Source organism: Alkaliphilus sp. B6464, from assembly GCF_018141165.1.
Classification (GTDB): domain Bacteria; phylum Bacillota; class Clostridia; order Peptostreptococcales; family Natronincolaceae; genus Alkaliphilus_B.
Genome location: NZ_CP058557.1, coordinates 2,778,065 through 2,802,489 on the forward strand (window position 1 = coordinate 2,778,065; position 24,425 = coordinate 2,802,489).

Annotated in this window: 24 protein-coding genes; 2 read left to right on the plus strand and 22 right to left on the minus strand. The window is 31.7% G+C overall.

From position 1 onward, the window contains the following. Nucleotides 1–65 precede the first annotated feature (65 nt). The 3 genes from recG to HYG84_RS14030 form a co-directional block, all read right to left on the minus strand. Nucleotides 66–2,123: an ATP-dependent DNA helicase RecG gene (gene recG / locus HYG84_RS14020; protein ID WP_212378264.1), complete on the minus strand. Its 2,058-nt coding sequence runs from the start codon at nucleotides 2,121–2,123 to the stop codon at nucleotides 66–68. Nucleotides 2,124–2,206: 83 nt separating this feature from the next. Continuing rightward, on the minus strand, nucleotides 2,207–3,811 hold the full coding sequence (locus HYG84_RS14025) for a DAK2 domain-containing protein (protein ID WP_212382307.1): 1,605 nt from the start codon (nucleotides 3,809–3,811) through the stop codon (nucleotides 2,207–2,209). 57 nt (nucleotides 3,812–3,868) lie between these two features. After that, nucleotides 3,869–4,225 carry an Asp23/Gls24 family envelope stress response protein gene (locus HYG84_RS14030; protein WP_212378266.1) on the minus strand — a complete coding sequence of 119 codons (357 nt, stop codon included), beginning with the start codon at nucleotides 4,223–4,225 and terminating at the stop codon, nucleotides 3,869–3,871. A 347-nt stretch (nucleotides 4,226–4,572) separates the two neighbouring features. Between HYG84_RS14030 and rpmB the strand changes: the two genes are divergently transcribed. After that, a complete protein-coding gene (gene rpmB / locus HYG84_RS14035; RefSeq protein WP_212378268.1) occupies nucleotides 4,573–4,764 on the plus strand; it encodes a 50S ribosomal protein L28 in 192 nt (63 codons plus the stop codon). Nucleotides 4,765–4,824: 60 nt separating this feature from the next. Here rpmB and HYG84_RS14040 read toward each other — a convergent pair whose 3' ends face one another. The 19 genes from HYG84_RS14040 to dapF form a co-directional block, all read right to left on the minus strand. Then, complete coding sequence (locus HYG84_RS14040; protein WP_212378270.1) at nucleotides 4,825–4,989, minus strand: hypothetical protein; 165 nt, start codon at nucleotides 4,987–4,989, stop codon at nucleotides 4,825–4,827. A gap of 96 nt (nucleotides 4,990–5,085) precedes the next feature. After that, nucleotides 5,086–5,727, minus strand: a complete 642-nt coding sequence (locus HYG84_RS14045) for a thiamine diphosphokinase (RefSeq protein ID WP_212378272.1) — start codon at nucleotides 5,725–5,727, stop codon at nucleotides 5,086–5,088. Between the two features lie 21 nt (nucleotides 5,728–5,748). Further along, a complete protein-coding gene (gene rpe, locus HYG84_RS14050; protein ID WP_212378274.1) occupies nucleotides 5,749–6,405 on the minus strand; it encodes a ribulose-phosphate 3-epimerase in 657 nt (218 codons plus the stop codon). Nucleotides 6,406–6,408: 3 nt separating this feature from the next. After that, the gene (rsgA, locus tag HYG84_RS14055) at nucleotides 6,409–7,287 is read right to left on the minus strand and encodes a ribosome small subunit-dependent GTPase A (RefSeq protein WP_212378276.1); all 879 of its coding nucleotides are present in this window, start codon (nucleotides 7,285–7,287) and stop codon (nucleotides 6,409–6,411) included. Between the two features lie 11 nt (nucleotides 7,288–7,298). Then, the gene (gene pknB / locus HYG84_RS14060; RefSeq protein ID WP_212378278.1) at nucleotides 7,299–9,284 is read right to left on the minus strand and encodes a Stk1 family PASTA domain-containing Ser/Thr kinase; all 1,986 of its coding nucleotides are present in this window, start codon (nucleotides 9,282–9,284) and stop codon (nucleotides 7,299–7,301) included. Between the two features lie 4 nt (nucleotides 9,285–9,288). Beyond that, complete coding sequence (locus HYG84_RS14065) at nucleotides 9,289–10,038, minus strand: Stp1/IreP family PP2C-type Ser/Thr phosphatase (protein WP_212378280.1); 750 nt, start codon at nucleotides 10,036–10,038, stop codon at nucleotides 9,289–9,291. Between the two features lie 49 nt (nucleotides 10,039–10,087). After that, the gene (gene rlmN / locus HYG84_RS14070) at nucleotides 10,088–11,128 is read right to left on the minus strand and encodes a 23S rRNA (adenine(2503)-C(2))-methyltransferase RlmN (RefSeq protein ID WP_330655481.1); all 1,041 of its coding nucleotides are present in this window, start codon (nucleotides 11,126–11,128) and stop codon (nucleotides 10,088–10,090) included. 25 nt (nucleotides 11,129–11,153) lie between these two features. Then, entirely contained in the window at nucleotides 11,154–12,491 is a 1,338-nt protein-coding gene (rsmB, locus tag HYG84_RS14075; protein WP_212378282.1) for a 16S rRNA (cytosine(967)-C(5))-methyltransferase RsmB, read from the minus strand. Nucleotides 12,492–12,566: 75 nt separating this feature from the next. Beyond that, a complete protein-coding gene (locus HYG84_RS14080; RefSeq protein ID WP_212378284.1) occupies nucleotides 12,567–13,265 on the minus strand; it encodes a zinc metallopeptidase in 699 nt (232 codons plus the stop codon). Between the two features lie 82 nt (nucleotides 13,266–13,347). After that, complete coding sequence (locus HYG84_RS14085) at nucleotides 13,348–14,130, minus strand: DUF116 domain-containing protein (RefSeq protein WP_212378286.1); 783 nt, start codon at nucleotides 14,128–14,130, stop codon at nucleotides 13,348–13,350. Nucleotide 14,131: 1 nt separating this feature from the next. Next, nucleotides 14,132–15,064 (minus strand): methionyl-tRNA formyltransferase, encoded by a 933-nt coding sequence (gene fmt / locus HYG84_RS14090; protein WP_212378288.1) that lies wholly within the window; start codon nucleotides 15,062–15,064, stop codon nucleotides 14,132–14,134. 10 nt (nucleotides 15,065–15,074) lie between these two features. Continuing rightward, nucleotides 15,075–15,518 (minus strand): peptide deformylase, encoded by a 444-nt coding sequence (gene def / locus HYG84_RS14095; RefSeq protein ID WP_212378290.1) that lies wholly within the window; start codon nucleotides 15,516–15,518, stop codon nucleotides 15,075–15,077. 13 nt (nucleotides 15,519–15,531) lie between these two features. Then, on the minus strand, nucleotides 15,532–18,018 hold the full coding sequence (priA, locus tag HYG84_RS14100) for a primosomal protein N' (protein WP_212378292.1): 2,487 nt from the start codon (nucleotides 18,016–18,018) through the stop codon (nucleotides 15,532–15,534). A gap of 89 nt (nucleotides 18,019–18,107) precedes the next feature. After that, nucleotides 18,108–19,301 (minus strand): bifunctional phosphopantothenoylcysteine decarboxylase/phosphopantothenate--cysteine ligase CoaBC, encoded by a 1,194-nt coding sequence (gene coaBC, locus HYG84_RS14105; RefSeq protein WP_212378294.1) that lies wholly within the window; start codon nucleotides 19,299–19,301, stop codon nucleotides 18,108–18,110. Between the two features lie 12 nt (nucleotides 19,302–19,313). Continuing rightward, the gene (gene rpoZ / locus HYG84_RS14110) at nucleotides 19,314–19,523 is read right to left on the minus strand and encodes a DNA-directed RNA polymerase subunit omega (RefSeq protein WP_212378296.1); all 210 of its coding nucleotides are present in this window, start codon (nucleotides 19,521–19,523) and stop codon (nucleotides 19,314–19,316) included. 14 nt (nucleotides 19,524–19,537) lie between these two features. Continuing rightward, the gene (gene gmk / locus HYG84_RS14115) at nucleotides 19,538–20,140 is read right to left on the minus strand and encodes a guanylate kinase (RefSeq protein ID WP_212382310.1); all 603 of its coding nucleotides are present in this window, start codon (nucleotides 20,138–20,140) and stop codon (nucleotides 19,538–19,540) included. Nucleotides 20,141–20,165: 25 nt separating this feature from the next. Continuing rightward, complete coding sequence (gene remA / locus HYG84_RS14120) at nucleotides 20,166–20,447, minus strand: extracellular matrix/biofilm regulator RemA (protein ID WP_212378298.1); 282 nt, start codon at nucleotides 20,445–20,447, stop codon at nucleotides 20,166–20,168. 13 nt (nucleotides 20,448–20,460) lie between these two features. After that, complete coding sequence (locus HYG84_RS14125; RefSeq protein ID WP_212378300.1) at nucleotides 20,461–21,342, minus strand: YicC/YloC family endoribonuclease; 882 nt, start codon at nucleotides 21,340–21,342, stop codon at nucleotides 20,461–20,463. Between the two features lie 94 nt (nucleotides 21,343–21,436). Next, nucleotides 21,437–22,285, minus strand: a complete 849-nt coding sequence (gene dapF / locus HYG84_RS14130) for a diaminopimelate epimerase (protein WP_212378302.1) — start codon at nucleotides 22,283–22,285, stop codon at nucleotides 21,437–21,439. Between the two features lie 307 nt (nucleotides 22,286–22,592). On the opposite strand from dapF, the gene HYG84_RS14135 reads away from it, so the two are divergent. Then, nucleotides 22,593–24,377: an Rqc2 family fibronectin-binding protein gene (locus HYG84_RS14135; RefSeq protein WP_212378304.1), complete on the plus strand. Its 1,785-nt coding sequence runs from the start codon at nucleotides 22,593–22,595 to the stop codon at nucleotides 24,375–24,377. The last annotated feature ends 48 nt before the right edge of the window (nucleotides 24,378–24,425 follow it).

Genomic DNA, 24,425 nt, shown 5'->3' on the forward strand with positions numbered 1-24,425 from the left:
GTATCCTCCTACTTTAACTCTATAATTATTTTAGCACACTACACATTAGTAGACAAAATGTTTTTCTATAAAACCTCTTCTACCAATAGAAACTTTTCTTCTAATTTTACTTTAAGCAATGGATAATTATTTAGTGTTAAATCTGGATCAGCAGGAGTCATTTTCTCTATTTCTTTTTGTACTGTCTTTAGTACTGATATATGTCTAAACAAGTTAGCGATTTTCAGCTCTGGTAACCCGTGTTGTCTAGTACCAAAAAATTCTCCAGGACCTCTAAGTTTTAAATCCTTTTCAGATATAATGAATCCATCAGTCGTTTTTTCCATTATATCCATGCGCTCCTTAGAAATTTCCGACTTACTATTATTTACTAAAATACAGTAAGATTGATAACTACCTCTTCCTACCCTACCTCTTAACTGATGGAGCTGAGCTAGACCAAATCGTTCTGCATTTTCTACTACCATAATAGTTGCATTAGGAACATTTACACCAACTTCAATGACCGTAGTAGAAACCAAAACTTCTATATTTCCTGTTTTAAAATTACCCATTATTTCTTCCTTCTCTTTAGCTAACATTTTCCCATGGAGAAGTCCAATTTTATAACCATTTAACAGATCATAGGAAAGCTCATGTGCAATTTCTGTAGCTGACTTAGCTTCTATAGCCTCTGACTCCTCCACTAAGGGACAAACCACATAAGCCTGTCTACCTTCATCTAACTGTTTTTTTACAAAATTATAAATATCATCTCTCTTGTTAGAGGTACTACTATATGTTTTTATAGTTTTTCTACCTGGAGGTAAATGATCTATAATTGATATATCCAAATCTCCGTATAATATTAGAGCTAAAGTTCTAGGGATGGGCGTGGCTGTCATAACTAAAACATGAGGATTTTGTCCTTTGCTAGCAAGTATTGCTCTTTGTCTTACGCCGAATCTATGTTGCTCGTCTGTAATTACTAAAGCTAAATTACAAAATTTTACACCTTCTTGGATAAGCGCATGAGTACCAATTACTATATTAATTTCCCCAGATTCAACCTTATTTAATATTTTATTTTTCTCACCTTTAGATAGACTTCCTACTAAAAGACCTACCTTAATTCCAAGAGGCTCGAGTAACTCAGTTAAAGATACATAATGTTGCTCTGCTAATATCTCTGTGGGAGCCATAAAAGCACCTTGATAGCCATTTATTACTGATTTTAATAATGCTGCTATAGCCACAATGGTTTTTCCAGAGCCCACGTCTCCTTGAACCAGCCTATTCATCGGTGTATCTCTTTCTAAGTCTTTAGATATTTCATTAAGAACCTTTTCTTGAGCTTTGGTTAGTTTAAATGGTAGCTTTTTAATAAAGGCTTCTATTCCATTATTATTTGTAAGGGGTATACCTTTTTTATCTTGCACTATACCTGTTTTTATTTTAAAAAGTCCAAGCTGTAAGAGTAAAAATTCTTCAAACACCAATCTATATTTGGCTATTTTTAAGGCTTGAACATTACTTGGAAAATGAATATTGTTTAGAGCAAACTTTATATTACAAAGCCTACATCTATTCATAATCTCTTCTGGTAAATATTCTTCTATCGATTCATTAACTATTTGAAGAATCCTTTTTTGTATTGAAATAATTTCATTTTGACTCAAACCTTCGGTTAATGGATATATAGGAACAATGCCTTGTCTATTATCCCTATCTAACATATCTACCTTTTCTATAATTGGATTAACTACTTGTAAGCCCTTAAAGCCTTTTTTAATTTCTCCATTTATCATTACTCTTTGACCAGAAGTTAAAGTTTTTTTCAAATATGTTTTATTAAAAAATATAACTTCAATGGTCCCAGTTTCATCCTTAACATTAAATTTAATTAAAGAAAGATTTTTTCTAGGCTTTGATACATCACCTTCACCAAGTATACTCCCATAAAAAGTAGCCTTTTCTCCTGGTCTTAAATTAGCAATCCTTTTTATATTTGTCCTATCCTCATAGTCCCTAGGCATATACCATATCATATCTTCAACAGTGTTAATATTAAGCCGTTTTAAAAGATAAGCCTTCTTTGGTCCAACACCTTTAATATACTGAATATCCTGTTTTAAAATATTCATACTACACACTCCAAATGTCTTTTTGTCTTTATTATAACAGAATGTTGTAATAATGTTAAAGGGAAGCAGCTCATGCTGCCTCCCTATTCAATAGAGAAAATATAATAATATAATGGTTGTCCACCATAGTACAATTCAATATCTATATCCTCGTATTTATTTTTTAATACTTCAAGCAATTCTCTAGTATCTTCCTCTGTAACATCAGACCCATAAAAAATAGTTATTATTTCACTTTCGTCAGTTATCATTTCCTCGATGAGTTCTATAGATACTTCTTTAATATTTTCTCCTACGGATTTTATTTCGCTATCACCAATTCCTAAAATATCACCTTCATGTATTTCTAAATCATTATAACTAGTATCTCTCACCGCATAAGTTACCTGACCTGTTTTAACTGCTTTAATTGCTTCTATCATCGTCTCTTCGTTTTCCTCTGGAGTAGATTCAAGGTTAAATGCTAATAAAGCTGATAATCCCTGCGGTACAGATTTTGAAGGAATTACAATAATATTTTTACTTGAAATAGCTTTAGCCTGACTAGCTGCCATAAAGATATTACTATTGTTAGGTAAAATAAATATTGTTTCAGCATTAATATTATCAATGGCCTTAACAAAGTCTTCTGTACTTGGGTTCATAGTTTGACCACCTTCGATTACATGGTCAACAGTAAAGTCCCTAAATATTTTAGTTAGACCTTCACCCATTGTAACTGTAATAAAACCATACTTCTTCATTTCTTTTTCTATTACAATTTCAGTATTTACATTATTTTTATCTTCGGTTTGCTTAAATATCTCATGCCTATGCTGTAATCTCATATTATCTATTTTAATGTCGCTTAAAGATCCAAGTTCTAAAGCATGTTCCATAACTTTACCTGGATGATTAGTATGTATATGTACTTTTACAACACTATCATTACCAACAACTAACATAGAGTCTCCATATCCCTCTATAATCTTCTTAAAATTATTAATATCGGCAGCACTAGAACGAATAATAAACTCTGTACAATATCCAAATTCAATTTCTCCGTCGATTTCTTCTATATTATGTATATAACTATTGTCTACAATAGCTTCCTCTTCAATAACAGGCATATTACCAGTAATTGCACCTAAAGCACCTAAATATATATATACTAGTCCTTTACCACCAGAGTCAACAACCCCTGCATCCTTTAACACCTTAAGCATTTCTGGTGTCCTACTTAATGATTTTTCCGCATATTTAATAACTTTTTCAATAAATGTAACAATATCTTTTTCCTTGTTAGCAATTATTAAAGCTGCTTCTGCACTTTCTCTAGCAACGGTTAAAATAGTACCCTCTATTGGCTTCATTACAGCCTTATAGGCAGTATCTGCCCCGGATTTTAGTGCTTCTGCTAAGTCCTTCGTATGAATTTGACTTTTGCCTTTAACTCCCTTTGCAAACCCTCTAAAAAGCTGAGATAAAATTACTCCTGAGTTACCTCTAGCACCCATTAAAGAACCATTAGCAGCAGCATTAGCAATATCTTCTAGCAAATCTGATTGTGTTCCTTTCACTTCCTTTGCTGCTGACTGCATAGTTAAAGACATATTAGTACCAGTATCACCATCAGGCACAGGAAATACGTTAAGCGCATTAACTATTTCTTTATTTGTCTCCAGAGACTGTGCTCCAGATATTATCATTTTCTTTAAAAGATGCCCATCAATATATTCAATTTTCACAACTAGTACCTCCTTAAGTTACTTTTGCACTCTGACACCCTGAACATTAATATTAACCTTTTTAACGTTCATTCCTGTCAAATGCTCAATGTTATATTTTACTTTTTCTATGATATTATTTGCAACTACAGATATACGGGTACCAAATTCTACAATTACGAATATATCAATTGTTATTTCATCTTCCTCAGTATGTACCTTCACACCTTTTCCAGACTGCTCTCTTTTTAATAATTCTACAAGGCCTCCAGCCGCAGATTTAGCAGCCATTCCTACTACCCCATAGCATTCCATAGCTGAAACACCTGCAATGGATGTTAAAACATGGTCATCAATTATAATTGTACCTAATTTAGTAACTAATTTTCCTGGCATTAAAAAACCTCCTTTATTTTCTTCTATCTTATATTTATTCCCCACTTTACTTACAATATTATACTTAAAATAGTGATAGTTGTATAAATATCTATAATATATAATATCATATTATATATTATGTTTTAAAATACTGATAGCTAGAATATCACATTATAATATTATATTGTATATGAATACCAAAAATAGTTCAACAATAACCATAATCATAATAAATTTTTATATTAATAATTTACTAAAGCATTGTATTTTACATATATTAAAATATTATTATTGCAAAAATTTGTTATATATGATACTATTATTATGTTTTAGAGGATGAGCTAGGCTTGAAGGAGGTGTTCGTAGTGGCAAGAGTATGCGAAGTTTGTAATAAGGGTAGAGTTTCAGGTAATCAGATCAGTCACTCCAACCGTCATAACAGAAGAACTTGGGAACCTAACTTAAGAAGAGTTAGAGCTATAGTTAAAGGTACAGCAAAGAGAATCAATGTATGTACAAGATGCCTACGTTCTGGAAAAGTTGAAAGAGCTTTATAATTTTATATAAAAAAGCCCCCATTTAAATGGCGGCTTTTTATATTAAGTATCTTTTTTTATTTAACATATTTTAAATATTAGTAATCCTATTGTTACAAATAGGCCAGCAATAATAAGATACCATATTTGTAATGGAATAATATATAGGAACATTAATGCTCCAACTAGTGTAATTATTAATCCAGTAAGTTTTAATGAAGAATGCCTTCTTCTCCTTTTAAACATATCACCACCTACCTTAGAGAATAATATATTATTATACTATTCATAAGCAGTAAAAAATGTCACTAAAAGTTCTAACAACCTTTAGTGACATTTAACTTATACTTCGCCTAAAACCTTAATAATTAAAACAGTTCCTTCTTTAACTGAAATAGTTGCCCTATCTTTTATAAATCTATTACTAATACCTAAAGAGCTTCCCATATCGATATCGTGATTAGTTAAAGGATATTCTAGCCCTTCTAATGTAACACCCTTTACATCTCCACTAATAGGTATTACAGAAATAGTTTGTCCTATTTTCCCTGCTATATTTATAGTACTATCTGTTATAGTAATATCGTTTATCTCATTAATGATATTTGCCTTAATACCCATTTTATGAATTTTATACAGTAACATTATATTACCTAAACTATGGTCCATACGAGAACCTATGGCGCCTGCAATAGTTATTGCGCTCGGTGACTGCTCTAACGCAAATTCTACAGCTAACTCCGTATCTGTCATATCCTTCTTTACAGGAAACTGCTGAACCTTGACTCCGCCGTTTTCTATCCACTGAAACGCATCCTTGTTAATGGAGTCGAGATCTCCCACCAATATATTTGGATAAATATTTAATTTCATTAAGTATTTAGCTGCACCATCTGCACAAATAATATAATCACTGTTTTGAATAACAGATTTTAAAATATTCATGTTTTCAATATGACCATTTGTTACTACGGTTACTTTCATCTTTGCCTCCATATCTACAATTTATAAATTAGCATTTTCTCTAAATTGTTTTACTGTTTGTGTAATATCTTCACTATTAAATATGGCAGAACCAGCAACAACTATATTGGCACCAGCATCTATAACCTTTTTAACATTATCTACTTTAATGCCACCATCTACTTGAATATCGACATTAAGTCCCCTGGTATCTATTATTTTTCTTAATGCCCTTATTTTTAATAGGCTTGATTCAATAAAGCTTTGTCCTCCAAATCCAGGATTAACTGTCATTATAAGAACCATATCTAAGTCCTCAAGTACATGCTCTATTACATTTAAAGGTGTGGCTGGATTAAGCGCAACAGCTGCCTTTGCACCATTATCCTTTATAAGTTGTATAGTTCTATGCAAATGAATACAAGCCTCACTATGGACAGATATTATGTGAGCTCCTGCTTTAGTAAACTGAGGAATATATCGATCTGGATTTTCTATCATTAAATGTACATCAAAGGGAAGCTTAGTTTTACCCTTCAGACTTTCCATAACAAGTGGACCTATTGTAATATTTGGAACAAAATGCCCATCCATTACATCTATGTGAAGAAGATCACAGCCTGCCTCCTCGACTTTTTTTATATCTGCTAATAAGCTAGAAAAATCTGCTGACAATATTGATGGAGCTAATTTCATCATAAGTTAGTACCTCCTACTCTTTCTAATCTCATCAATAAATTGAATATAACTAGTATATCTATTTTTAGATACTTTACCTAATGCAACTGCTTCTTTAACACCACAACTAGGTTCATTCATATGCTTACAGGAATTAAATTTACAATTATCCATACAGGGTACAAACTCTGGAAAATGAAAGTGTAGATCATCTTCATGGATAAAATCCATATTTAGAGAACTAAATCCTGGAGTATCTACAACCCAACCATCTTCCTCAACGGCCATAAGTTCTGCATGTCGTGTTGTATGTTTTCCCCGCCCAATTTTTATACTTATCTCGCCAGTTTGTAACTTTAGCCCAGGATGGATATAATTTAAAAGCGTAGATTTACCTACTCCAGATGGCCCTGCAAACACTGTGGTCTTATTTTTTAACTCTTCTCTTAAATCACTTATTCCTATATCCTGCTTACTACTAGTTAGTATTACTTTGTAACCAGCAGAAGTATATATATTAACAATTTCTCTATACTCTTCTTCCTTTAGTAAATCGATTTTATTAAGACAAATAATTATATTTAGCCTCTGACTTTCTGCCAATACTAAAAATCGATCTAAGAGTGAAAGGTGAGGATCTGGCTGGGTTACTGCAAATACAACTATAGCTTGATCTACATTAGATACAGAAGGTCTAATTAATTCATTGTGCCGTTCGTTAATCTTTTCCATGACACCCTTCTTGTTTTCCCTATCTATAATATCTATTTCAACGTAATCTCCAACTACAGGAACAACCTTCTTTTTTCTAAAAAGACCACGAGCTTTACATTCAAATATTTCTCCATTAATATCAACGTAATAAAAACCGCCGATCCCTTTTATCAACCTACCACTATACATTAAATACCTCCCTAAAAATCAACTTCTACAGGATTTTGTTTTTCACCATTTAGATAGACAGTATATTGTTGACGACCTATTCCAGTTACCTCTACTCGAATAGGACTTTCTTCTTTATCTGCATTATGATCTTTACTATATACTTTCTTGCTATTTGAACCGTCTATTTGATAAATCTCCACATTAACCTTACCCGTATATTTGTTTAAAGGAATCTGAATAGTTTGTGTTCCCTCTGTACCATTTTGATTTTCATCTTCTTCTATTTCTTCCATTTGATCTGGTACATCGCTTCCTTTACTAACGACTAAATTAACTACAGATCCTTCACTTACTTCTTTATCAGCTGAAATATTTTGTTCCATAACATAGCCTCTTACATATACATCGCTATATTCTTCTGTAATACTTCCTTCTTCAAGTTTAAACTGTTTTAGTATGCTTCGAGCTTCCTCTAAAGTTGTTCCTAATAGGTTTGGCATAGGGAAAGTTTGAACCTTTGGCCCTGTGCTCACTACATAATCTACAGCAGATCCAGCAGCAACTTCAACCCCTTTACGTGGGTTTTGATCAATAATAGTTCCTATAGGGTACTCATCACTAGAATCTTCACTTACTTTTCCTGGCTCTAATCCTGCATCTCTTAATAATCTTTTAGCATCTGTAGCATTTTCGTTAACTAAATCAGGAACATAAACTGAAACTAGTTTACTTCCTTCACTAACAATTACTTTAACCTCAAATCCTTTTCTAACCGTCATACCTGCCCGAGTTGTTTGATTAATTATTTCATCCTTTGGAACCTCACTATTATGTTGTGTACTTACATTTAGACTTAGTCCTTTATCCTCTGCCAATTCCTTAGCCTTTTCAATATTCATACCTTTAAAATCCGGTACCTCTACATTCTCTACTTTAAATAAATCGGATATATAAAAGAATCCAAATGTAAATACTAAAGCAGCAACTAATGCAGCAGCAATAGCAGATCCAATTACAAGTTTACGTTTATTATCTTTTTTACTATTGTCTTTTTTACCTTTTTTATTTTTTATATTCATAGTTTTTACTTCATCTTGGCTATCAGTTAATTGTCTTATCTCATTGGCAGTAACCATTGGAATAATTTGAGTCGGTGAATCTTCAATTTTTAAAGTATTATCAATATCATCTAAATCAAAATTGTTTTTTATTTTATATAAGTCTTCTATTAATGCAGAAGCATTAGCATATCTAGCAGACTGCTCTTTTTGAGTTAATTTAATAATTATAGCTTCTAACCCCTTCGAAATAGAAGGATTATACTTAGAAGGAGGTTCTGGCTTTTCCTGAATATGTTTTAATGCAATTGTAATTGGTGCATCTCCTTCAAAGGGTACTCTTCCAGTGGCCATTTCATACATAACAATACCTAAAGAATATAGGTCTGATTTTTCATCAGTATAGCCTCCTCTAGCCTGTTCCGGAGAAAAATAATGGACAGAACCAATTATACTTCCAGTATTGGTAATTGTAGACGAGGTAGCAGCTAAAGCGATTCCAAAATCTGTAACTTTAGCTCTATTATCCTCTGTTACTAAAATATTATGAGGTTTAATATCTCGATGAACAATATGATTGGAGTGAGCATGTTTTAATGCTAAGGCTATTTGTCTTGTAAAATCCAATATTTCGCCCTTAGACAGCTTCCCCTTTTCCTTAATTAACTCTTTTAAGGTTTTTCCATCCACATACTCCATAACAATATAATATACACCATCTTCTTCTCCTACATCGTACACATTAACTATATTAGGATGAGATAAACTAGCAGCAGCTTGGGACTCTTTTCTAAACTTATCTAGTAGATCTTTATCGTTAATAAATTCCGGTCTTAACACTTTAATTGCAACGTAACGATTTAATAGGTTGCATTTAGCCTTATATACTAATGCCATCCCGCCCCCGCCTATTTTTTCAACAATTTCATATCTATTGCCTAATATTTTACCAATCATATATTCACCTACTCTCTATATTTTTCTCATTATTTTTTGCGACTAATACTGTAATATTATCATAGCCACCTCTTTTATTTGCCATTGATACCAACCTTTCGCATGCTTCATTACTATCTTTAAGTTCTGATACAACCTTTTCTATCTCATAATTATCTACAAAATTACTTAAACCATCTGTACATAAAATTAGAGCATCTGCAGCATTAAAGTCAATGGTAAAGATATCCACTTTAATACTTTTACTTGTTCCTAATGCACGGGTAATAACATTTTTCTGGGGGTGCTTCATTGCTTCCAATTCAGTAATACTACCGCTTCTAACTAATTCTGCAACCAGAGAATGATCCTGAGTTACTTGCTCTATAGCACCATCTCTAATAAGATAAGCCCGACTATCACCTACATGCCCTATATAAAGAATAGAATTAATTTTCAATACTAGCGTTGTGGTTGTTCCCATCCCATCACAAGACAAATTTTCATTTGCATGAATAAGAATTTTTTCATTTGCACGATTAAAGGCTTCGTATATAATTCCCTTTATAGATTGTTCTTCCATATCTATAGAAACATATTTATTAATATGATCCTTAATACTATTAACAGCAAGAAAGCTAGCAATTTCTCCTGCATTATGACCACCCATACCATCAGCCACTATAAATAACCCATAACCCTTTTCAGAAATACAATAATTATCTTCGTTAATATCTCTTACCTTCCCAATATCTGAAATAGCACTAACATTCATCTTTTGCTCGCCCCCCTTTATATCTAATCTTGTTGTTCATATTATTTTATCATTTTTGTTGGTTTTGTAAATGTTTTCTTCTTAGTTGACCACAGGCTGCATTAATATCGGAACCCATTTCTCTTCTAACAGTTGCTTCTATACCTGATTTTTTTAATACTTGTTGGAAACTCTTAATAGTCTCTATACTCGGCTTTTTATATCCTCTTTCCTCTACACTATTTACAGGTATTAGATTTACATGACAAAGCATACCCTTTAATAGAGTAGACAGCTCATTAGCATCTTTTTGTCCATCATTAACCCCTTTTATTAAAGCATATTCGAAGGTTATTCTGCGGCTAGTTTTATCAATATAATACCTACAACTAGCTATTAATTCTTTAATAGAGTATTTTTTAGCTACAGGCATTGTCTTTCGTCTTAGCTCATCATTAGGAGCATGTAAAGATATAGCTAAATTAATAGGTATTTGCAAATCAGCTAAGGCTTTAATTTGTGGCACCAGTCCTGAAGTTGATAGAGTAATGTGTCTATTTCCGATATTTAATCCATTCTCATTATTTATTATGCTAAGGAAATTTATAGTCTCATCAAAATTATTTAATGGCTCCCCACTTCCCATCAATACTATGTTAGAAATTCTATCCCCTATATCATTCTGCATTGTTAGTATTTGATCTATCATTTCTCCAGCTCTTAAGTTTCTAACTAGACCTTCAAGTGTAGATGCACAAAAGCTACATCCCATAGCACAACCAACCTGTGTGGAAATACAAGCAGTTAGCCCATGATTATATTGCATAACCACACCTTCTATTATATTATAATCATCCAATAAAAATAAGTATTTTATTGTGCCATCTATACTAGAAACTAATTTTTCTTCAATTTTAATATTAGTAATATAGGTATGCTCCTCTAGTTTGTCTCTTAGAGCTTTAGATAAATTCGTCATTTCGTCAAAGTTTTTGATTCCTTTATTAATCCATTGAAATATTTGTTTTCCTCTAAATTTTTTTTCATTCATACTAACTAGCAATTCTTCTATTTCTGTCAATGTTAAACTTAGTAAATCTTTTTTTTCCATAATTATAATTAACCTCCCGAATTTTCTACTTAATTCGTTTTATCTTGGAAATAAAAAATCCATCCGTATTATGTAAGTTAGGATAAAGTTGAACTGTACTACTATTATGCTCACCTGGAACAAGGTCTTTATACTCCTTATTAAGGTTAATTAGAACATAACTAGGATTGTCTTTTAAAAATTTCTGTACAATATCCTCATTTTCTTTAGTATTTATAGTACAGGTACTATAGACTAATTCTCCACCTGTTTTTACGTATTTAGCCGCATTTTTAAGTATATCATACTGTATAGCTGTAATGGATTTTATATCTTCATCTTGTTTTCTATATTTTATTTCAGGTTTTCTACGAATAATTCCGAGTCCAGAGCAAGGTGCATCTACCAGTACTTTATCAGCCATATTTAATAGTTTTTCATCTAAATCATTTCCACTAAAGTTTTCTGTATGAATAATTTTTATCCCTAGTCTTTGAGCATTCCTTTCTACAAGTTTTAATTTATGCTCATGGATATCTCTAGCGATTATTGTCCCCTTATTGTTCATTATTTGTGCCATATGGGTGGTTTTACCTCCTGGAGCACTACATACATCAATTACATATTCACCTTCCTTAGGATCTAGAACTTTAGCAACTAGCATGGAGCTAAAATCTTGTATTTGAATATATCCTTTTTTATATAAATTAGATTGTTCTATATTCTGCAATCCTTTAACAGCAACTGCCTCCCTTATCAATGGACTTTGCTTTATAGTGTAACCTTCATCAGTAAGAAGCTTTATACAGTCATCTATGGATATTTTCAGTGTATTTATACGAACATACAGCTCTGGCTTAGTATTGTTAGCTTTTAAAAGTTCTTCTGTAAAATCCTTGTCAAAATTATTTAAAAATGTTTTAACCAACCATTCTGGGTGTGAATACTTTACAGATAAATATTTAACAATATTCTCCTCAGGGTTTGGTAGCTTAATATTTTTCATATTTCGTTGAACATTTCTTAAGACTCCATTTATAAATCCTGTTGTTTTTTTGCAATACTTTTTTGATAGATTTACAGTTTCATTTACAGCTGCAAAACTAGGTACTTTATCTAAAAAAACTAATTGATATATTCCAAGTCTTAATAAGTTTAATGTATATGGATTCATTTGCTTTATGGCAAAGGTTGAAAACTGTCCTATTATATAGTCAATATAAATTTGATTTTCTAAGACACCGTAAACAAGCTCCGTCAATAAATTTTTATCTAATTGATTATAAGAATTCCTTCTCAATTCCTTATTTAAAGCGATATTTGAAAAAGCTTCCTTTTCGTTTATTTCATATAAAGTTATTAATGCTCCTTCTCTTGGGTTCATATCCTTGCCTCCTGTATAAATTAAAAATTTATATTTCCTTAGATTATAAAAATAAAAAGGCGTGCTCGACGCCTTTTAGTCTCTTTGTTGACCTCTTATAAGAAGTAATCGGATTAATTGGGACACTGCTGTAGCCGTAGCTGCTACATAAGTAAGAGCTGCCGCTCTTAGTACTTTTCTAGAGTGATTATATTCATCCACTACAATAAAACCACCCTCATCTAATAATTTCATCGCCCTACTACTAGCATTAAACTCCACAGGAAGAGTAATAACTTGAAATAGCACAGCAGCCGTAAATAGTAATATTCCTATATTTACCAAAGTTGGGGCTGACATTATAAGACCAAAAATGACAAAAAACCACGCCGCTTGTGATCCAAAGCTGGCTACTGGAAAAATTGCATTTCTAAAACTAAGAGGTATATACCCGTGAGCATGTTGAATTGCATGACCTGTTTCATGGGCTGCAACACTAATGGATGCTAATGATGTACTATGGTATACCTCATTAGATAGACGTACGACTCTTTTCCTTGGATCATAGTGATCGCTTAACTGACCCCTAGTTAGTTCAATTGGAACATCCCTCATCCCATTATGATCTAATATATATCGGGCAACTTGATATCCTGTATATCCTTTTTTTCCATTTACTCTTAAATATTTTGCAAAGGTTGTTCTAACCTTAGTTTGAGCATACATAGCAAATATAATAGATGGAATCAGAAAAATCATAGTTGGATCAAAACCAAATCGATATGGATAAAACATAGTATCACTCCTCTACATTTACAAAATTGTGCTAGTTCTCTCGCAACACTTCATATTTAGTCACTCTTAATAATTACAAAATTTACTCTTTCTTAGATAATAAAAAATGCTTAATCGCTCTTTCAACTTCGTCTAAGTCAACTAAGGTATTAACACATGGGCCCTCTGGCCGTCTGTTTACTACTGCAATAACCGGTAGCTTTTTTACGTCCTGTAACCCACTAATTAAATCTCTTTCGCATGCTATAGCAACAATAGCTTTAGGTAGTACATCTACAATTATCTTTCTTGCTAAAGTGCCCCCAGTCACTACTCTAAAGCTTACTCCATACTTTTCTTCCAAGCCTATAAGATTATCTACATTACAATTACCACATCGTTTACAATTTTTAATATCTGTAGTAATTTTGTGAGGACATAAAGATTTTTGAATGCAATGGGGGGTCAAAATTAATATATTCTTTCCCTCTATATGATATTCATTACTAAATACTAATTTATTATTTAGCTCCGTGAAAGCTCTTCTTATAGTATTTTCGTTGTATTGCAATAACTTACCTAAAAAAAGTATCATTGGATATATGACTGTAATGGAGGGCTCCAATATTCTTTTGGAAGCCTTAGGTATAGGATAGTCATACCATAAAAGAATAACTGTAATAATAATAGATAATAACAATAGACCTACTCCAGCTAGAGTTATAGTTATAATGAAAAATGTAAACTTGTAAAAATATTGATTTCGTCCTTTTGCAAGTAACATTAAAGTTGTTACAGAAAGGGCTATTATACTAAACATGAGTACTAGCAGAAAAACAAATTTCCTATATACAATGTTTTTCTTTGACTCATTTTGAATCTCCATGCTATTCACCTAAATTCTTATTTGCTTCAATATTATTCCCTATTAAATAATCCTTTACACTCATTCTTTTCTTGCCACTAAATTGTATTTCTTCAATAGCTAATATATTTTTACCCGTAGCAACAAGTATATATTCCTTTGTTATTTCTAAAATTTTTCCTGGTGCATGCTCCTTGTTACTTTCAATTATTCTACTTTTCCATATTTTCATAACCTGACCATTATAGGTAGTGTAAGCCGTCGGCCATGGAATTGTTCCTCTAATTAGATCTTTTATTTCTTTTGCAGACTTACTCCAATCAATTTTACCAAGATCTTTAGTAAGCATTGGTGCATATGATGAATTATCATGATTTTGAGGAATACCCCTTATTTCATCAGTTTCTAATAGTTCTATTGTTTTATCTAATACCTTAGCGCCAAGTTTCATTAAACGATCGTGCAGCTCGCCAGCTGTTTCATTCTCACCTATTTCGATTTCTTCCTTTAACAGCATATCACCTGTATCTAGACCAACATCCATATACATTGTAGTAATTCCAGTCTTTTTCTCACCATTAATAATAGCCCAGTTAATAGGTCCTGCACCACGATATTTTGGTAATATGGAAGCATGGACATTAATACAGCCATACTTAGGTATTTCAAGAACTTTTTTAGGTAAAATTTGACCATAGGCTACAACTATAATAATATCTGGATTTAACTCCTTTATTTCATTAATTACATCCTCATTTTTTAAGGTAGTTGGCTGAAATATAGGAATATTATGTTCTAAAGCCTTCTCCTTTACAGGAGTTATATTAACTTTTTGACCTCTGCCACTCGGCCTATCTGGTTGTGTAAAAACACCAATTACCTCATGTTTGCTATTTACCAAAGTCTCCAAGCAAGGAACAGCAAATTCTGGAGTCCCCATATAAATTATTTTCATTAAATCACCCCTATTTCTTTTCAACTCTATCTGTAAACAGTATTCCATTTAAGTGATCAATTTCGTGGCAGAGTGCTCTAGCTAAAAATTCTTCACCTTCAATAATAATTTCCTGTCCTTTTCTATTTAGACCTTTAACTCTAACAATAGCTGGTCTTATAACTTCTCCTGTGGTTCCAGGTATACTAAGACATCCTTCAGAATCACATTGATTACCTTCTTCATATATAATCTCAGGATTTATTAATTCTATTATACCTTCACCTACATCAATAACTATGACTCTTTTTAAAATTCCAACCTGTGGAGCAGCAAGCCCTACTCCATCTGCATCATACATTGTTTCTATCATATCATCTAGTAAATAGAGAATTTTATCGTCGATTTTATCAACTATCTTTGAAGTCTTTCTAAGTACTGGATCATCTTCTTTACGAATAATTCTAATTGCCATATTTTCTACCTCCTTAAATAATTGTAAATGGATTTATATCAATACTACAAGTTAAGTTTTGTGGAATATATTTATTTCTATTATCTATTAATAAGTACTTTACAGCCTTTTTTAATAATCCAAACGGTACATCCACATCCTTTAGTAAAATTTGATATCTATAGTTTTCTTTTATTTTACTTATCATACTTGGATTAGGACCCAAAATATTATAATCAAAAGTATTGTACCCTTGAGAATTTAAAATATATTTAATGTGATTTGCAACTGAATTAGCTGCATAATCAACTGTTTTTTCATCCTTACCAGAAAAGTTTAATAAAATTAAGTTAGTAAATGGTGGATAATAAAATTCTTTTCTAATTATCAATTCATCTTGAAAAAACTTTTCATAATCGTGATTTCGTGATGCTATAATACTGTAATGATTTGGTTCGTAGGTTTGAAGAATTACTCGGCCTTCTTCTAAGCCTCTACCAGCCCTACCGGCTACTTGAGTAACCAACTGAAAGGTTCTTTCTGCCGCCCTAAAGTCCGGTAAATTCAGTGCAGAATCAGCTGAAATAATACCTACAAGAGTAACATTAGGGAAATCTAACCCTTTAGATATCATCTGAGTACCTATAAGAATATCAATCTCTTGATTTTTAAAACTTTCAAGTATTTTCTCATGAGAACCTTTACGACTTGTAGTGTCCATGTCCATCCGCATAATTCTTGCAGTTGGCAAATAGTGCTTAACTAAATCCTCAATTTTTTGGGTTCCTGTCCCTGAATATTTAATGCTATCACTATTACAACTAGGACATACTGCTGGTACATGCTTCATCTGTCCGCAATAATGACATTTCAGTCTTTCATCTGTTCTATGAAATGTCATTGTAATGTCACAATGCTCACATTTCAAAACATAACCACAGCTTTTACATGATATAACACTAGAATGCCCTCGACGATTTAAAAATAAAATAGTCTGCTTTTGATTTTTAAGATTTTCCTCCATTTCAGCTATTAATTGACTGCTAAAAACTGCCGTATTTCCTAGTTCTAGTTCTTTTGTCATATTAACTACTTCAATATGAGGAAGCTTTGCATCTGTAGCTCTTTTTGTTAAAGTAATTAAATTTAGATTACCATTTAAAGCTTTATGGTAGGTTTCTATGGATGGCGTAGCAGATCCTAAAACTAGTACTGTGTTCTCTAATTGACTACGATACTCTGCAATATCAGTGGCCATGTATCGTGGCGTCTGGTCAGATTTATAAGTATGTTCATGCTCCTCGTCTATAATAATAATTCCTAGATTTTTAAGAGGTGCAAAAATAGCGGATCGTGCACCTATAACGATATCTACCTCATTCATTGCAATTCTTCGCCATTCATCGTATCTTTCTCCATCAGAAAGACTACTATGAAGTACAGCTATTCGGTCGCCAAACCTTCCCATAAATCTTGATACAGTCTGAGGGGTAAGGGAGATTTCAGGGACTAAAACAATTCCTTGTTTGCCCTTTTCTATTACCTTTTCTATCAATTGTAGATAAATTTCAGTTTTTCCGCTACCTGTAATACCATGTATTAAGCATCTATCATTTATATTATTTTTTATAGAATTACCTATTCTATCTATAGCCATTTGCTGCTCTTTATTAGGAACAGGCTTTGGAAAGGCTGAAAAGCTTTTATTAGCAAATGGATCCCTTTTAACCTCTACATCCATAAAACCTATATACCCTTTATCTTTTAAACTATTCAATGTTGTCATTCCAGTATTGGCCATGTATAACAATTCTTTTACACTACACTCACCCTGTTGTTTTAATATCTCTAAGGATACTTTTTGTTTTCTAGCATTTTTTAACGAAGCTAAAGCTTCATTCCATCTGTTATCCTTCACATTTATATATACATATCGCTCTGTCTTTATATTTATTTTACTATTAAATTCATATTTTATATCAATTATATTTTTTTCAAGCAAGGTTTTAATAGCATCGTTAATTTCCTTATAATCTATGTGTTGCATTAACAAATCTAAATATACCTTCCCACCTAAATCATTTATTGTAGTAAGTATATTTTTCAATTTACGTTGACTAGGGGAAATCAATGTATCCCATTGATTATTTACTAATATAATTAATTTTCTTTCTTTATTTATCATACCTTTAGGTATTAGACAATGTATAGCCTCAATGTATTTGCATAAATATTGATTTCTCATCCAAAATGCTAGTCTTAATTGATGTTCTGATAAAATAGGTTGCTCATCTATAACAGCAAGTACTTTTTTTAACTTCATGTCTTTGGCAGACGAGGTAGTTACATTAAATACATAGGCTTCAAGTCTTTGGTTTCCTCTACCGAATGGAACCATTACTCGCATTCCTCTAGTTATTTTATTATATAAATGGGTGGGGATTTCATAGTCAAATAATTTATCAGTTTGATAGCTATTATTATTTACTATTACCTGTACTATTTTAAATTCCTTGCTCAAGAGCCCACCTCCTTATAACAAAATTATGCTATTGCCTTCGCAACGCTTCATAAAATATAAAAGGACTATAAAAGCCCTTTTATTGTACTTTATTTAATAAATTTCTTTGCTTTATCTAAAATACGGTGCGCAATTTCTCTTTTGCTTGATTTTTCTACTTTTTCTATTTCACCATTTTTATCGATAATATTAACAATATTTGTGTCGGTGCCAAAGCCAGCACCTTCCTCTGTGATATCGTTTGCAACAATAAAATCTAAGTTTTTTCTATTAATCTTACCCTTAGCATTTTCAATAACATTATCGCTTTCTGCTGCAAATCCAACTAAAACCCGGTCTTCCTTTAAGCAACCAAGTTCCTTCAAAATGTCAGGATTCCTAACTAGAGTTAATGTTAAATTTCCTTCATTTTTCTTTATTTTACTAGTGGATACCGTTTCTGGACGATAATCTGCAACAGCCGCAGATTTAATAATGATATGTTGATCTATATAATTCTTCATTACTGCATTGTACATGTCTAAAGTAGTATTTATTTTAATTAGCCTAACCCCTTTAGGTGGACAAAGGTTAGTAGGACCACTTATAAGGGTTACATCGGCTCCTCTTTCTACAGCTGCTTCAGCCAAAGAATACCCCATTTTACCCGATGAATGATTAGTAATAAATCTAACAGGATCAAGAGATTCCCTAGTTGGACCAGCTGTTATCAAAACCTTTTTTCCTTCTAAATCCCTATTAGGTTTAGCTATGTTTATTACAAATTCAATAATTTCATCTACATCGGCTAGCTTTCCTCTGCCGATATCACCACATGCAAGGCGTCCTGAAGCTGGTTCAATAAATTGATATCCTAATGAAGTTAACTTTTCTATATTTTGTTGTACAATTCTATTTTCATACATTTTAGTATTCATAGCTGGTGCAAAAATAACCTTCGCAGTAGATGCCATAATTGTAGTAGAAAGCATATCATCTGAAATACCATTAGCAACTTTACCTATAATATTGGCAGTTGCAGGTGCTACTAGTAAGATATCGGCCTTTTGGGCTAATGAAATATGTTCGATATCCCAATATCTTGGTGTGCTAAATGTATCTGTAATTACAGGGTTTTGACTTAAGGCTTGAAAGGTATGGGGCTGAACCATTTCCGTTGCAGATTTAGTCATAATAACATCCACATTTGCCTGAAGTTTCTTTAGTCGACTAACAATATCACAGGCTTTATATGCTGCAATTCCTCCTGTTACACCAAGTACAACATTTGTATTTTTCAACATATCTTCACCTTCTTAATTCGATTCTTCTTCTCCACTTGTGTAAAGTACTTGATCTTCAAATATTTCCTGGGTAGCAATTGATACTGGTTTTGTGGAATAAGGATCAACAATTTTTACTTCATCCCCATCGATTAATTGTCTTGCCCTTTTTGCCGCAGCTACAACTAAAGTATATCTGCTATCTACTTTATCTAATAGTTCATTAATTGGTGGATATAACATTTTATCATCTCCTATTAAAATTTTGATAATATTTTTTCATAATTTCTTAAAACCTTAGATTTTTCTGCCCTTATAATAGCTTCGATATCTTTGACAGCTCTAGTTACATCATCATTAACAACAGCATAATCGTATTTAATCACCTGTTTAATTTCAGAAATAGCAGAACCATAGCGTTTTTCAATATCTGATAGGGTTTCTGTTCCTCTTCCTATAATTCTATTTTTTAATTCCTCTAAGGAAGGAGGTAAAATAAAAATAAATACTGCATCCTCAAATCTTTCCTTAATTTGCAGGGCACCTACAATATCTATCTCTAGTAACACATCATTGCCATTTTCTAAGTTATTCATAACATATTGTTTAGGTGTTCCATAATAATTATCATAAACCATGGCATATTCTAAAAAATCATCACCATCTATCATATTTTCAAATTTATCTCTATTAATAAAGAAATAATTTACTCCATCTTCTTCTCCAGTCCTGGGTAATCTAGTAGTAGCTGATATTGAAACCTTAATTTGAGAATTATTTTTTAATAATTCTTTACAAATAGTTCCTTTTCCTGCTCCAGATGGTCCAGATACCACAACTAGCAAGCCTTTACTAACCATGCTTTTCTCCTCTTCCTGTCTAATATTATTCACCTTCAACAACATTTTCTGCTTCTTTTGTATTATCTTTAGAGTTTAATCTATGTGCTACAGTTTCAGGTTGAACAGCAGAAAGAATAATATGATCACTATCTGTTACTATTACTGCTCTAGTTCTTCTACCGTAAGTAGCATCTATAAGCATCCCTCTATCTCTAGCCTCTTGAATAACTCTTTTAATAGGAGCTGATTCTGGACTTACAATAGCTACAATTCTACTGGCAGATACAATATTACCGAATCCAATATTAATTAGCTTTATATTCATTAGTATTTCCCCCTTATTCAATATTTTGTACTTGCTCTCTCATTTTTTCAAACTCACTTTTTATATTAATAACCAAATTAGCTATAATTAAATCATTAGCCTTAGAACCAATTGTATTAGCTTCCCTGTTCATCTCTTGAAGTAGGAAGTCTAATTTCCTCCCAATTGCATCATCCTCTTGCAAAGTGTTGCTAAATTGATTTATATGACTATATAGTCTAACAATTTCTTCTGTTATGTTGCTTTTGTCAGCAAACAATGCCACCTCTGCTGCCACACGATTATCGTCTAATGAAAACTCTTCATCTAATATTTCTTTAATTCTTTCTATTAGTTTTTGTCTGTATTCTTGAACAATTATAGGACTTCTATCCTTTATTTGAGCAACAAAATCCCTAGTTTTGTTCAAACGTTTTAATAAGTCTACCTGTAATTTGTCCCCTTCCTCTTGTCGCATTATCACTAATTGGTTAAGAGCATTATTAAGAGCCTCTTGTAAGCATTGCCAAATTTCATCCTCATTTTCTTCTTTTTTTTCTACTTTTATTACGTCAGGAAAACGGGCTATTACAGATGTTGTGACATCAGTTTTTATGGCTAATTCTTCTTCTATTCTTAGTAATGCTTTTAAGTACTCTTTTGCTAAGGGCATATCTACAGCTACATTAATATCGCTCTCCCCAATACTTTCATAAGTAATGTAAGCTTCTATACGACCTCTTTGTATATTTGATTTTATAACTTTACGGATGCTTTCCTCTAAGTATGTAAATTTTTTAGGTAACTTTATACTTACATCCATATATCTATGATTAACAGATTTAAGTTCTACCTGAAAACATTTATCTCCAACTTGAGAATCACCTCTGCCAAAGCCTGTCATGCTTTTTATCATAACTTACTCATCCTTCCGTTTGTGTTTCTCGCCTACTATTTTATATTTATATACTAATAATTACAAGTAGATTTAACATTAATTTAATCTAAAACTAAATGAAGTATACTCCAGAACAAATATTTTGGGCAGGCCCATCCATAAATACACTTTCATCTTCCATAACTTCAATTTTAATATTACCACCTTCGGTATTTATATTTACCTTATTATCTACAAGACCTAATCTATAAGCTACCCCAACAACACTACTTACACCAGTTCCACAAGCTAGCGTGTATCCTGCTCCTCGCTCCCAGGTTCTTACTTCTATATTGCCCTCGTCTCTTATTCTAGCGAAGCTTACATTTGTATTTGCAGGATATATATCATGTTTTTCAATTAAGGGACCATAGGTTTTAATCTCTTCTAAATTTAAGGTATCCGTAAAAATAACAGTATGGGGTACACCCATCAAAACTGTAGTAACCGTAAAATTTCTGCCATTTACCATAATTGTTTCATTAATAAAACTAGACTTGTCAGAAGTAACTGGAATTTTACTTGACTCGAAAATCACCTCTCCCATATTAACTTTTACACTTTTAGTCTTATCGCCATCAGTATTAAGACTAACTTTTTTTACACCGGATAAGGTTTCGACTGTAAATAGTGATTTATTTATTAAGCCTTCATCATATACAAACTTAGCAAAGCATCTAATACCATTTCCGCACATAGCTGCTAAAGAACCATCACTATTATAATATTGCATTTTAAAATCTGCAATATTAGACTTATTAACTACTAGAAGTCCATCCGCTCCTATCCCAAAATGTCTATGGCAAGTTTTTTGAGCTAACTCTTTAAATCTTTCTTCAAAGGGGAAATCTTCATATTTGATTACAATAAAATCATTTCCTGCGCCATGCATTTTTTTAAAAACAATACCCCTATTCTCCATATTTTTACCCCATTACTATTATAATTATTAGTTCTATCTTATAAAATTCATATTTTTAATATTGTATTTTTTAGTTAATAATTATATAATAGTGATTTAAAATTTCTAACTAATTTAATTCAACCTTAAATCTTATTTTCCTTTTAATTATTACATTTTTTTAATTTATTTTCTTAAACCTCCATTTTTACATACTTTATATTCGGTGTATTATTAAGATTCAGCTGAAGTTAAAATTTTATCTGAATCTAGTTTTCTTTATCAAATTATGCTATTATGATTACAAATTAAATAGGAGGTAATACTAATGGCTTTAGACGGATTTGTTGTAGCTGCATTAACACATGAATTAAAATCTAAACTATGTAATGGTAGAATAGATAAGATCTATCAACCAGAAGCAGATGAAATAATTTTAACCGCAAGAAGTGGTGGAAAAAATCATAAAATTTTATTATCTACAAATAGTAACTATCCTAAAGTTCATTTTACAAATTCTAGCAAAGAGAATCCAGCAACTCCTCCTAATTTTTGTATGGTGCTTAGAAAACACTTACTTGGAGGAAGAATTATAGATATACTACAGCCTGAGTTTGAAAGAATGATTAAATTAGTTATAGAATCTCATGATGAGCTTAATATATTAAAATCTAAAGAGCTTATAATAGAGATGATGGGTAAACATAGTAATATAATTTTAGTAGACTCAGAAACTAATAAGATAATAGATAGCATAAAACGTATTCCTTTTGATATCAGTAGATATAGACAGGTATTACCTGGGCTAGAGTACGCTATGCCTCCTTCCCAGGATAAAGTTAATCCTCTAGCAATTGTTACAAAAGATGAATTTAACTCTATTATTAAGAGTAAAGATCAACGTACTTCACTATATAAAGCAATATATAGTAGCTTTACTGGGGTATCCCCACTGATTTCTATGGAAATTTGCTACAGATCATCTATAGATGAAAATATAATATTATCAAATTTAGATGAAGAAATGATAAACATAATTTATAATTCCTTTGTAGATACAATCAATATGACAAAAACAAATAATTTTAATCCATCTATTTACTACGATGATACAACAGGAAAATATGTAGACTTTAGCTCTATTAATATTACCCACCTTCATTATTATGAAGAACAGTCCTTAGAATCATCTAGTGAAATGCTAGAGAATTTTTATCTTCAAAGAGATTCTAAGGAACGAATGAAACAGAAAACACATGATTTACGCAAAAGTGTTTCTATTAAATTAGACCGGTTATATAACAAACTAAGCAACCTAAACAAAGACTTAAAAAAGGCTCATGAGGCGGAAAAGTACAAACTTTATGGAGATTTAATTACAGCTAATATTTATCAAGTGGTAAAAGGGCAAGAGGAAGCAGAACTAACTAATTATTATGATACAGATTATAGTACAGTTATAATTTCATTAGACAAAAGATTAACGCCAGCTCAAAATGCTCAAAGATACTTTAAACTATATGCTAAAGCTAAAACTGCACTTTCTCAGGTCAATCATCAAATAGAGAAAACTAAAGACGAAGTTAATTATTTAGAACAAATTCTTATAAGTATTGATCAATGTACACATATTTCTGATATTGAAGAAATTCGCACAGAACTTGAAGAAACTGGATTTATAAAACGTAGAATTAGTAAAAAAGGCATGAGTTCTAATCAGAATAAAAAATCTAATTATCTTAAATACATGTCTTCTGAAGGATTTGAAATACTTGTTGGTAAAAACAACAAGCAAAATGATGAAATTACCTTTAAAGTATCCTCTAAAGATGATCTTTGGTTCCATGTTAAGGATATGCCTGGTTCCCATGTAATATTAAAACAAAATGATAAAACTACAGGAAATTCATCTATATTACAAGCAGCAACACTAGCAGCTTACTATAGTAAAGGTAAAAACTCTACTAAGGTTGCAGTGGATTATACCGAAAGAAGAAATGTAAAAAAACAAAGTGGAGCTAAGCCAGGAATGGTAATTTATGATAATTATTCAACTGTATTAGTTGATAGTGACGACAAATCTATTGCAAATATTTTAAGACAAAATTTATAATACTTCCCAATAAGTGCAAATATAAATAGGTTCCGCTGTTAGCGGAAC